Raw genomic sequence first — 11,849 nt, forward strand, 5'->3', positions numbered from 1 at the left:
TGTGGCGCGAATCTGAAGAGGTGAACGGCAATGACGAAGCGGGTGACTCGCGAGGAATGCAACTGTTTTGCGCTGCGCCAGGCCGCGCGCTTCGTCACGCAGCTCTACGAGCGGTATCTCTCGCAGGCGGGCGTGACGGCTGCGCAGTTCACGATCCTCTCGCGCCTTGCGCGCCACCCCGACGCAACGGCCGCCGAACTTTCGAACGATCTCGTGATGGACCGCACCACGCTGGTGCGGGCACTCAAGCCGCTGCAGCGCGACGCGCTCGTGCTCGCGGCGGCGTCCGACTACGATACGCGCGTGCTGGTCTATCGCCTTTCGGCAAGCGGCCAGCGCCGCTACGAGAAGGCGCATGGGCTGTGGCAGCAGGCCCAGACCGAATTCGAACAGCAGTACCTCAAGCGCGACCGCGCGAAGGCGCTGCGCGCCGAGCTTTTTGCGCTGACCAAAGCGGCGGCATAGGCAGTTGCAATAACGGCTGCTTGAGCGACGCCCCGGACGCTCCCGGCCAGCAACCCGGCTACCCATCCGCGCGCGCAGCCAGCATTGCGATCTGGCGCGAAAATGGCATCATGACGTTTCCTGGAGTCTGACGCGAGGTAGAGCCGCGGTCGGGCCGAGTCAGGGCACCCACCGCCGGGTTCTCATGAAACGAAATCGATTGCCGCCGCCGCACTTCCTGCGCGACCACGCGCATTCCGCCTGGCGCGATCTCGCGCTCACGTCGGTGCCTGTGGCGCTCTTCTGCGCCGTCGTGGTGGCGCTCGTGGTATGGCTCGTCAATCCCTCGCCGCCGCGCTCCATCACGATCAGCGCCGGGCCGCGCGACAGCGCGTTCATGGCCATGGCCGAAGCCTATCGCACGATCCTCGCGCGCAACGGCGTGAAGCTCAACATCATCGAATCGGATGGCTCGGTGCAGAATCTGCAGCGCCTGCTCGATCCGAAACAGCATGTGGAAGTGGGCTTCGTGCAGGGCGGCGTGGCGGACGGCAAGGACGTGAGCTCGCTCATGTCGCTCGGCAGCGTGGCGTACCTGCCGATGGTGGTGTTCTACCGCGGCGCCGGGCTCTCGGCGCTTTCGCAACTGGAAGGCAAGCGCATTGCCATCGGGCGCGAAGGCAGCGGCACGCGGCTTCTCTCGCTCAACCTGCTCGACGCCAACGGCATCGACCCCGGCGGCGACACGACGCTGCTGCCGCTCGACGGCCTGCAGGCCGCCACGCAACTCGTTTCCGGCAACGTCGATGCCGCGATGCTGAGCGGCGACTCCACCACGCGCGCGCTCATGCTGCGGCTGCTCACGATCCCGGGCATTTCGGTGATGAGTTTCGACGAGTCCACGGCGTACACGCGGCTCTTTCCCTATCTGGAAGACATCGAACTGCCGCCGGGCGTGCTGGACCTGCGCCGGCGGCTGCCGCCGGACACGATCCACCTGATCGGGCCGACGGTGGAAATCGTCGCACGCGACACGCTGCATCCGGCGATCTCCGATCTCCTGATCGAAGCCGCGACCGAAGTAAACGGCGCGCCCGGCCTCTTGCAGCGCTCCGGCGAATTCCCCAACACCGAGATGCACGACTTTCGCATCAGCGAGGACGCCACGCGCTACTACCGCTCGGGCAAGAGCTTCCTCTACCGCACGCTGCCGTTCTGGCTCGCCAGCGTGGCCGACCGGCTGCTCGTGCTGCTCCTGCCGCTCGCGGTGCTGGTGATTCCCGCGCTGCGCATGATCCCGGCGCTGTACAGCTGGCGCGTGCGTTCGCGCATTTACCGCTACTATGGCGCCCTCATCGCCATCGAGCGCGACGCGCTGAAGCACACGAGCGAAGCGGAGCGGCGCCAGCTTCTCGAGGATCTGGACGAAATCGAACGTTCCTTGAATACGCTGCACATGCCGCTCGCGTATGCCGATGCGTTTTATGTGCTGCGCGAGCACATCGGTTTCGTGCGCGTGCATCTGGGCGCGAACGAGCCGAATACGCAGTGAAAATGCAGTGACGGATGCAGCGCCCGGCGCGCGAGCGATGCGCGCCGGATTGTTTCGCATCGCGAAGCGATCGGGATGATTGATGCGTTTCGCGAGACAGATCGCGCGGTCATTGCAGCGCGAATCATGGCGCGAATTACAGCACGAATCGCAGCAAGAATCACAGCAAGAATCACAGCAAGAATCACAGCGCGATTGACACGACGTGACTCGCCCCTTTACTTTTGCTGGCACGCCGCCTCTCGTTCGGGGCACCCGCCGTTGCTGCACCCGGACGAAAGTCCGATCCGTTAGGGGAACCAGGCACACCTTTTCAGCAACCGGGAGGACCGTAACGTGAAATCGTCCGGTGTCAGCCAGCGCCATGTCTGGCTCATCTGCGCCGCCCTTGCGGGCGCGCCGCTCTTTGTCGGACCCGCGGGCCCGACTGCCGCGCAGGCGCAGAACGCGGCAGCCCTGTCCAGCCAGCAACTCGACGCGCTCGCCGCGCCCATTGCGCTGTATCCCGACGCCCTGCTCTCGCAGGTGCTGATGGCCTCCACCTTCCCGCAGGACGTGGAGGCCGCGGCGGCCTGGTCGAAGGCCAATCCGAACCTGCAGGGCGACGCGGCGGTGAAGGCCGTCGCCTCGCAGCCGTGGGACCCGAGCGTGCAGTCGCTCGTGGCCTTCCCGCAGGTGCTCGCCACGATGGCTTCGAAGCCCGACTGGGTTCAGCAGATCGGCAACGCCTTCCTCGCCCAGCCCAACGACGTGATGGATTCGGTGCAGCGTTTGCGCGCTCAGGCGCAGAAGGCCGGCAACCTGAAGTCGAACGAGCAGCAGAAGGTGGTGGTCCGGCAGGCCACGAGTGCGGCGCCGAGCACCATCGTGATCGAGCCCGCCAATCCCCAGGTGATCTATGTGCCGACCTACAACCCCACGGTGGTCTACGGCACCTGGCCGTATCCGGCCTATCCGCCCGTGTACATGCCGCCGCCTCCGGGCTATGCGATTGCCGCGGGCTTCGTGAGCGGGCTCGCGTTCGGCGCGGGCATTGCGGTGGCCAACTCGCTGTGGGGCGGCTTCAACTGGGGCGCGCATGACGTGAACATCAACGTCAACCGCTACAACAACCTCAACGTCAACAACCGCATCAGCACGAACAACGCCACGGCGAACTGGAACCGCAACCAGAACATGGAACGCCGCGGACCGAATGGCAACGCGGGCAATCTCAACAGGCAGCGCAACCAGTACCGCGGTTACGACCAGTCGCGCCAGCAGGCCATGCAAACGCTGCAGAACCGCACCGGCCAGAACATGGGCGGCAGCGCGAGCGAGCGGCTGCAGGGTATCCAGAACGGCGGCAACCGGCCCAACGCGAACGGCGGCAACGCGCTCGGCAATCGCGGGCAAAACGCGAACCGCGGCCAGAACGCGGGCGGTCTGAACAACCGCGGACCGAACGCCAATGGTGTCAAGGGTGCCAACGGCCCCGGCAACCGCGCGCCGGATGCGAACCGCCCGGGCGACATTGGCAACCGCGCGCAAAACGCGAATCGCGACAACGCGCTGCGCGGAGCCGGCGACGGCAACGGCGCACGCGCCGACATGCAGCGCGGCCAGCAAAGCCGCGCGGCGTTCCAGAACCGCGGCGGCGGCGCGCCGCAACGCGGGGGCTTCGGCGGAGGCGGAGGCGGAGGCGGAGGCGGTGGTGGCGGCGGAGAACGCCACCTGGGCCGACGTTGAACCCCCTTACAGGAGTCTAGCGATGATCCGCATTCAAGCACGCCGCCTGTCGCAGGCCGCGCTTCACCGCCTCACGGCGAGCCCGCTTCGCTTCACTGTTGCGCTCGCATTGGCGTTCGGCGTTGGCGCCGCGCATGCGCAGGCTGTCTATCCCACGCCCGATGCCGCGGCGGACGCGTTCGAGAACGCGCTTGCCACCGGCGACCACGAGGCGATGAAGCATGTGATGGGCGCGAACTTCCAGCAGTTCATCCCGACGCAGAATATCGGCCAGGACGACATCTACGACTTCCTCGGCGCGTGGTCGAAGGGCCATCGGGTCGTGCAGGACGACAAGCCCGTGGCGGGCAAGGCGAGCGCGCACCTGCAGGTGGGCGACAGCGGCTGGACGCTGCCCATTCCGCTCGTGGAGGGTCCGCGCGGCTGGAGCTTCGATCCGCGCGAGGGCGCGAGCGAAATCCTCGTGCGCCGCATTGGCCGCAACGAGCGCGCGGCCATGCTGACCGCGCTCGCCTATGTCGATGCGCAGAACGACTATCACGCGCAGATGCAGCACTACGCGCAGCGCTTCGTGAGCGCGCCGGGCACGCACGACGGGCTCTACTGGCCGGTCGGGCCCGGCGAGCCCGAGAGCCCGCTCGGGCCGCTCGCGGCGACCATGCCGCACGACGCGAAAGTCACGCCGAAGGAGGGCTACCACGGCTACCACTTCCGCATTCTCACGGCGCAGGGATCGCATGCGAATGGCGGCGCGCGCAACTATGTCGAGAGCGGGCAACTGGCTGGAGGTTTTGCACTCATTGCCTGGCCCGTCGAATACGGCAAGACCGGCGTGATGAGCTTTATCGTCGATCAGGACGGCAAGCTGTACCAGAAGAACCTGGGACCGGACGGCGCGCGCGCCGCCGCGGCGACGAAGGCGTTCGACCCGGATCCGTCCTGGCAGCCTGCCGCACCCTGACGAGCCGTCTGACATATCATGCCGGGAGCGGGCACGTGACTTGCTGCTCACGTTTCCGCTCTTTCCTTTCGTGTGTGGAGATAACGATGCAACGACGACACTTCATCCTCACGGCAGGCGCGGCCCTCGCCACCGGGGGCTTTGCGCTCGCGGGCTGCACCACCACGCCGGGCTCGTCCTCGACGCCGGCGAGCAATGCCTCCAGGCGCGAGTCTATCGACGCGAGCGTGAACGGCACCATGAGCAAGCTTTACTCCACCGTACCGGGTTCGCATGAACTCGTCGCCAAGTCGCGCGGCGTGCTCGTGTTCCCGTCGGTGCTGCAGGCGGGCTTCATCGTGGGCGGTCAATACGGCGAAGGCGCCCTGCGCGTGGGCGGGGCATCGGTGGGCTACTACAGCACCGTTTCGGGCTCGTTCGGCCTGCAGGCCGGCGCGCAGTCGAAGGCCATCGTCTTCTGCTTCATGACCCAGGATGCGCTCGACCGCTTCCGCAGTTCGGACGGCTGGTCGGTCGGCGCCGACGCCTCCGTGGCGCTTGTGAAGATCGGCGCCAACGGCGCGGTCGATACGACCACGGCCACGGCACCCGTGGAGGTCTTCGTGATGACCAACGCGGGTCTCATGGGCGACATCTCGCTCGCGGGCACGAAGGTTTCGCGCCTCAGCATCTAGCCGCCTCGGCATCCAGCCGTATCCCGGGCTTCAACCCCGCGGAAAAACCGGGCGCGCAGCCCGGTTTTTCCCATCATCTGGGTAGCCGCCGGGCTTTCGCCGCGGCGTGCGCGCGTTTGCCCGCGCGCATCATGGATATCCCCTATGCAGCCCTGTGCCTGGCGTGCCGATACGCCAGAGTGGCCGCGCCCTCGAACGCTGGCCGGCACACCACGCTACGGGCTATCCAATGCTAAAGAACATCTCCATCCGCGGTGGTCTCACCTTCGTTATCGGCGCATTCATCGTGTTCCTGCTGATCGTGATCGGCGTGTCCTATGGCGCGCTCAAGCTCACGAACGACAGCCTCACGGACATCCGCGCGGGCGCCCATGCGCTCTCCGAACTCAAGAGCAGTTCGGAGATGCTGCTGCAGGTGCGCCTCGAACTGGGCGGCTACGAAACACGCTTCAGCGTGGGCAAGGCGACCGACGGCATGCTCGACCACGCGCATCGCGTGCTGGCCGAATCGAACCAGGAATTCCACAGCTACAGTGCCGGGCCCTTCGCCGATCCCGAGCAGGCGCGTCTCGTGCAGGCCGTGGCGAACGCGCGCACGGCGCTCGTCGACCAGGCGCTGGAGCCGGAATACAAGGCGCTCGTCGACAACGACTTCAACACCTTCCGCACGATCCAGGGCGAAACGGCCGACCGCTACTACGCCGTTTACTCGAAGGCGATCTCGGCGCTGGAAGACTGGCACGTGGCGCGCGGCCAGCAGGATGCCGATACGGCCGCGCTGCGCTTCAGGCTTTCGCTGATCGTGTTCGGCGTGATCGCGCTGGTGGGCGTGGTGCTCGGACTGATCGCGCGCGCGGGCCTCTCGGCGGCCGTCATCAAGCCGGTGAATCAGGCGATCCGCCACTTCCAGCGCATTGCGGCGGGCGACCTCGACGTGGACGTGCGCGTGCGCTCGAAAAACGAAATGGGCCAGTTGCTGGGCGCGCTCGTGCAGATGCGCGACGGGCTGACCGGCACGGTCTCGCGCGTGCGCGGCGGCACCGAGGAGATTTCGCTCGGCGCGAACCAGATTTCGGCGGGCAACGCCGACCTGTCGAGCCGCACCTCGCAGCAGGCCGCGGCGCTGGAAGAGACGGCGGCAAGTCTGGAAGAACTTTCCGGTGCGGTGCGCCAGAACACGGCGAGCGCGAAGGAGGCGAGCGGCCTCGCCCAGGGCGCGCTCGAGACCGTTTCGCACGGCGCCGACGTAGTGGCGCGCGTGAACGCGACCATGACCGAGATCTCCGCCTCGTCGCACAAGGTCGAGGAAATTACCGGCATCATCGAAGGGATCGCGTTCCAGACCAACATTCTCGCGCTCAACGCGGCGGTGGAGGCGGCGCGCGCGGGCGAGCAGGGCCGCGGCTTTGCCGTGGTGGCGAGCGAAGTGCGCAGCCTCGCCCAGCGTTCGGGCACGGCGGCCAAGGAGATCAAGGACCTGATTTCGGCTTCGGTGGCGACCGTGAGTTCGGGCGCGCGGCTCGTGGAAGACGCGCGCAGCACGATGGACGAGGCGCGCGACGCCGTGGCGCGCGTGAACCACATCATGCGCGAGATCGAGGCCGCGACGCTCGAACAGAGCGACGGCATCGAGCAGGTCAACCGCGCGATCGCGCAGATCGACGAGGTGACGCAGCGCAACGCGGCGCTCGTGGAAGAGGTGGCGGCTTCGGCGCAGTCGCTCGAATCGCAGGCCCAGGTGCTGCGCGAAGCGGTGGCCGTGTTCCGCACGAACGAAGCCGGCCCGGGCGCCCTGGCGCTTGCCGCACCGGCCTGATCCGGCAACTCGCGTGGCTCGGCCCCTGGTCGCTTAACCTCAGGTTATACCCCCTCGACAATTCGCATTTGAGTTCCTGTTTTTGCCCGGTGAGACTAGCCGCACTGGGCCGCCACCGGGCGGCCGCGAAGGACCAACGGGGCTATGCGAATTTGTGTGCTGGGCGGCGGGGTGATCGGCGTAACGACCGCTTACTACCTGGCCCGAGAGGGACATCAGGTGACGCTCGTCGAGCGTCGCGAGAACGTGGCGCAGGAGACCAGCCACGCCAACGGCGGACAGCTCAGCTATAGCTACGTCGCGCCGCTGGCCGATCCTTCGGTGCTGCCCAAGCTGCCGAAGTGGCTGTTTGCGCGCGATGGCGCGCTGCGCTTCGAGCCGCGCCTGGACCTGCGCCAGTGGCGCTGGTGCCTGCAGTTTCTGCGCGCCTGCACGCGCGCGCAAAGCCGCGCCACCACAGCGGAACTGCTGGGGCTGGGTTTTCTGAGCCAGCGCCTCATTCACGAGATCGTCGATCAGGAAGCCTTCGGCTTCGACTACGTGCGCAACGGCAAGCTCGTGGTCTATCGCGACGCCGAAGGCTTTGCCGGCGCGCGCGCGCAGGCCGCGTATCAGGCGGATCTGGGCTGCGTGCAGCACGCGCTGGACGGCGCGGCGTGCGTGGCGCTGGAGCCGGCGCTCGCGCACATCGGCGAACAGATTGCGGGCGGCATCCATACGCCGGGCGAGGAGGCCGCGGACTGCGACCAGTTCACGCGCGGCCTTGCGCGCGCGGCCGCGCGCGACGGCGTGGCGATGCAGCTTGGCACCGAATTTCTGGGGCTGCGCACGAAGGGCAGCGAAGTGCTGGCCGCGGAAACCTCGGCGGGCAAGATCGAGGCGGATGCCTATGTGGTCTGCCTTGGCTTCCAGAGCGCGGCGCTACTCGCCTCGTTCGGCGTGCAGGTGCCGGTCTATCCGCTCAAGGGCTACAGCCTCACGCTGCCGGCGGCGCGCGCCCCGGGCGCGCCGCGCGTTTCGGTGACGGATTCGCACCACAAGATCGTCTACGCGCCGCTGGGCGAGCGGCTGCGCATTGCGGGCATGGTGGATATCGCGGGCATGAGCGCGCACGCCGACGAAGCGCGCATTGCGCTGCTCGCACGCCAGGCGCGCGAGACCTTTCCGGAAGCAGGCGACTACGGGGCGCTGCAAACCTGGACAGGCATGCGCCCGGCCACGCCGGACAGCAAGCCCGTGATCGGCCCCACGCATTACCGCAACCTGTGGCTCAACACCGGCCACGGCGCGCTCGGTTTCACGCTGGCGTGCGGCAGCGCAAAGCTGCTCGCGGATCTGCTGGCGGATCGCGAACTGCCCCTCGACGCCGGCGCATTCGCGCCGAATCGCTGATGGGCACCCCGTTTTACCTTTAATCCAGTCGGGAGAAAGCACGATGAGCACAACGAAACTGGCCGGCGCGCTGTTGCTGGCGGGACTGTCGCTGGGGGCAGCGCACGCGGACGAATTGACGGGCACGCTCAAGAAGGTTCACGACAACGGCGTGATCGTGCTGGGCACGCGGGAATCGTCGATTCCGTTCTCGTACTACGACCAGAACCAGAACGTGATCGGCTACTCGCAGGAAATCGCGCTGAAGATCGTCGAAGCCGTGAAGGCGAAGACGGGTGTCGCGAACCTCAAGGTCAAGACCATTCCCATCACCTCGCAAAACCGCATTCCGCTCGTGCAGAACGGCACCATCGACTTCGAGTGCGGCTCGACCACCAACACCTTCGAACGCGAGAACCAGGCGGCTTTCTCGGACAGCATCTTCCTCTACGGCATTCGCTTCATCACGCGCAAGGACTCCGGCATCAAGGACTTCCCGGACCTCGCGGGCAAGACGGTCGCCACGACGGCGGGCACCTCCGACGAGCGCCTGCTGCGCAAGATGAACGAAGAGAAGCACATGAACATGACGATCATCAGCGCGAAGGACCACGCCGAGTCGTTCCTGAACGTGACGACGGGGCGCGCGGTGGCGTTCGTGATGGACGAGCCGCTGCTTTACGGCGAGCGCGCGAAGTCGAAGGACCCGCAGGACTATATCGTGACCGGCACGCCGCCTGTTTCGGAGAACTATGCATGCATGCTGCGTCGCGACGATCCGCAGTTCAAGCAGCTCGTGGACGAAACGGTTTCGAAGATGCAGACCTCGGGCGAGATGGCGAAGCTCTACGCGAAGTGGTTCACGCAGCCGATCCCGCCGAACGGCATGAATCTCGAGTATCCGCTCTCGCCCGAGATGAAGGAGCTGTTCGCGCACCCGAACGACAAGGCGCTCGATTAAGGGGTGCATGCCGGGGCGGCACCACGCGCGGTCGACACCACGCGGGCGGCGATGCGCAGTCGAGCGATGCGATCGCGCCGCGTGGGGCCGTTAGTCTTCGCGAGCCCTCGCTAGCAACCGGCCGCTTCCTCGCGGCGCGTCTCGACGATCCATTCCTGCAGCGTCACCTCGATGGTGATGAACGAGCGATTGCCGCCGCGAACGAAGCGGCCGGCGTACATCTGCCCCTCCGTATCCGCCACGATGCCGTTGAGCGACGTGCGTGCGGCGCCTGGGCCGGGGGTGTCGGCGCCTTGGCCGCCATCGGCCCACACTTCCCCCGATACCGTGAGGATTTCCACGCCGGGGCCGGGCACCAGGAGCGACTGCGCGGTGCTGCCGTGCCCACGCGCAAGCTGCGCCTCCACGAGACTGCCCACTACGCTGCGCACCACGGCGCGTGCGATCGCGTGCGCTGCGCACAGCGCTTCGAGCGCTTCCACAAGGTCTTCGTTCGGCTTGAGCCGGGCGACCACGAGACGGCCATAGTGGCCGGATTCGACGACGACGGGAGCGGGTGCGTTCATGAGCGGCGGACCGGTTGGAGCAGATCGAAGGTGGTTTCGGCGTCGGGCGACACGACGAGATCGACGCCGTCGATCAGGCAGAGGCGCAGATGCAGGCCGTCGCCCGCAACCCATGTTTCGTCGAGTATCAGGTGGCCGCCGTGCTGCCGCCCCTGCGCATCGACAAAGCCGCCGTGGCAGTGCAGGATGCGCGTGCCGTCCTCGCGGCGTCCGATGGTGACGGCCGCCCCGATCAGCGTGTTCTCGCCGTCGCAGACGATAGGCGCCCCATAGACATAGGGGCGCAGGCCCTGCGTCGCGCGCGCCATCACGTGATACTGAATGTGCGCGCACGTGCCGCCCACGATCCGGCCGCAGGCGGCCTGAGCGTGCCACGTGTCGAGCAGGGCGCGCAGCGCCGCGCCCACGCGCGTACCGGCCGGCAGCGCCACGCTGATTTCGCGCGTGCGCTGCGGCGTTTCGGCGGCAAGGACGCGCGGCGATTCGGCACGGCCCGGATGCATGACGGGGGGCGTGCCCGATGATGAAGCGGCCGGATTCCGGCGCAGGCGTTGCGCTCGTGCCGCGCGGCCTTCCGGCGAGGACATCGTTTGAAGCATGGGTGGGTTCTCCTGGCTGTGCCCGGGTAGGGCGGCAGCCATCATGCAAAAACGATGCCGGATGGGGCACGGGGTTCGCGCATCGCCCAGCCCGTGCGCCTTACGCTGCTATCGCGACCGCGCGTGTCTGCGCGCGCGAGGTGCGACACCTGTCGCATTTGTTGCGCGCCCACGCACCAGGTGTCGCGCGCCGCGTCAGACGCCCGGCTTCAATTCGGCGCCCTGTTGCTCCGCCAGTGTGACGAAGGTCTGGATGCAGGGGTTGTGGTTGAGCCGGTTCCACGTCACGTTCACATCGACGAACGGCGGATTCGCGAGCGCGCGGAATTTCACGTTGAGCGGCCGCGCGGTTTTCATCGAACGATGCACGAGCGCCACGCCGATGCCCTGGCCGACGAGGTTGACGATCGTCTGCTGGTAGTTGGTTTCGAGGCGGATTTTCGGCGTGAAGCCGCAGCGCCGGCAGTGCGTGACGATCGAATCGTAGATGTAGGGCGCGGCCACGCGCGGCGAAATGAGGAACGACTCGTTGCGCAACTGCGCGGCGTCGAGCGCGCCGCTGCCGCGCGCGAGCGGATGCCCGGCGGGCAGCGCGACCACGAGCGGTTCGCTGAACACGGTGCGGGTTTCGAGGCCGTCCAGATCGCTGGGCGGATACATGATCGCCACGTCGGTATTGCTTTCGCGGATGTCCTGCATCAAGAGGCGCGGGATCGATTCGGTGAGGTGCACGTCCACGCCCGGAAACGCCGAGGTATAGGCGCGCGTGATGGGCGGCACCACGCTATAGGCCGCCGCGAACATGAAGCCCACCGAAAGCGAGCCGCTGTGGCCTAGGCTGGCCGTGAGCGCGTTGCGCTTGGCGCGTTCGACCGAGGCCAGGATTTCTTTGGCATCCTGAAGAAATCGTTCGCCGGCTGCGGAAAGCTTGACGCTGCGCCGCGTGCGGTCGAGCAGCACGACCCCCAGTTCCTCTTCGAGCAGCGCGATCTGCCGCGAAAGCGGCGGCTGCGAGATGTGCAGCCGCTCCGCGGCGCGCCCGAAATGCAGGGTTTCGCCGAGCACCGCGAAGTAGTGCAGATGCCTCAATTCCATACTGATACCCCACAGGTATTACAGCGTGACAATTATTGTATTGGAAAATATCAATCGCGCGCACTAATCTCACCGTCACAGC

Annotated in this window: 10 protein-coding genes and 1 pseudogene; 8 read left to right on the top strand and 3 right to left on the bottom strand. The window is 66.9% G+C overall.

Translation table 11 applies throughout. The features are described 5' to 3' along the window. Positions 1-30: 30 nt before the first annotated feature. The 8 genes and pseudogenes from BFE01S_RS19990 (at position 31) to BFE01S_RS20025 (ending at position 9,507) form a co-directional block, all read left to right on the top strand. A complete protein-coding gene (locus BFE01S_RS19990; RefSeq protein ID WP_028227026.1) occupies positions 31-465 on the top strand; it encodes a MarR family winged helix-turn-helix transcriptional regulator in 435 nt (144 codons plus the stop codon). Between the two features lie 184 nt (positions 466-649). Further along, a complete protein-coding gene (locus BFE01S_RS19995; RefSeq protein WP_028227027.1) occupies positions 650-1,996 on the top strand; it encodes a TAXI family TRAP transporter solute-binding subunit in 1,347 nt (448 codons plus the stop codon). Between the two features lie 336 nt (positions 1,997-2,332). Continuing rightward, on the top strand, positions 2,333-3,724 hold the full coding sequence (locus BFE01S_RS20000) for a DUF3300 domain-containing protein (RefSeq protein WP_028227028.1): 1,392 nt from the start codon (positions 2,333-2,335) through the stop codon (positions 3,722-3,724). A gap of 22 nt (positions 3,725-3,746) precedes the next feature. Next, positions 3,747-4,685: a DUF2950 domain-containing protein gene (locus tag BFE01S_RS20005; protein WP_042338013.1), complete on the top strand. Its 939-nt coding sequence runs from the start codon at positions 3,747-3,749 to the stop codon at positions 4,683-4,685. 86 nt (positions 4,686-4,771) lie between these two features. Beyond that, positions 4,772-5,359, top strand: coding sequence for a BPSL1445 family SYLF domain-containing lipoprotein (locus BFE01S_RS20010; protein WP_028227030.1), 588 nt, complete (start codon positions 4,772-4,774; stop codon positions 5,357-5,359). A gap of 229 nt (positions 5,360-5,588) precedes the next feature. Further along, complete coding sequence (locus tag BFE01S_RS20015; RefSeq protein WP_028227031.1) at positions 5,589-7,175, top strand: methyl-accepting chemotaxis protein; 1,587 nt, start codon at positions 5,589-5,591, stop codon at positions 7,173-7,175. 126 nt (positions 7,176-7,301) lie between these two features. After that, positions 7,302-8,567: pseudogene (locus tag BFE01S_RS20020) on the top strand (D-amino acid dehydrogenase); the annotation flags it as partial. 43 nt (positions 8,568-8,610) lie between these two features. Next, the gene (locus tag BFE01S_RS20025; protein WP_042338014.1) at positions 8,611-9,507 is read left to right on the top strand and encodes a glutamate/aspartate ABC transporter substrate-binding protein; all 897 of its coding nucleotides are present in this window, start codon (positions 8,611-8,613) and stop codon (positions 9,505-9,507) included. A gap of 110 nt (positions 9,508-9,617) precedes the next feature. On the opposite strand, the gene BFE01S_RS39405 is transcribed toward BFE01S_RS20025, so the two are convergent. The 3 genes from BFE01S_RS39405 to BFE01S_RS20040 all read right to left on the bottom strand — a co-directional run bounded on the left by BFE01S_RS39405 (position 9,618) and on the right by BFE01S_RS20040 (position 11,767). Further along, entirely contained in the window at positions 9,618-10,073 is a 456-nt protein-coding gene (locus BFE01S_RS39405; RefSeq protein WP_042338015.1) for a PPC domain-containing DNA-binding protein, read from the bottom strand. After that, a complete protein-coding gene (locus BFE01S_RS20035) occupies positions 10,070-10,672 on the bottom strand; it encodes a PPC domain-containing DNA-binding protein (protein ID WP_156967083.1) in 603 nt (200 codons plus the stop codon). The genes BFE01S_RS39405 and BFE01S_RS20035 overlap by 4 nt, the downstream gene beginning before the upstream one ends. 195 nt (positions 10,673-10,867) lie before the next feature. Next, positions 10,868-11,767, bottom strand: a complete 900-nt coding sequence (locus tag BFE01S_RS20040; protein ID WP_028227035.1) for a LysR family transcriptional regulator — start codon at positions 11,765-11,767, stop codon at positions 10,868-10,870. Positions 11,768-11,849 lie beyond the last annotated feature (82 nt).

Source organism: Paraburkholderia ferrariae NBRC 106233 (assembly GCF_000685035.1).
GTDB classification, from domain to species: Bacteria; Pseudomonadota; Gammaproteobacteria; order Burkholderiales; family Burkholderiaceae; genus Paraburkholderia; species Paraburkholderia ferrariae.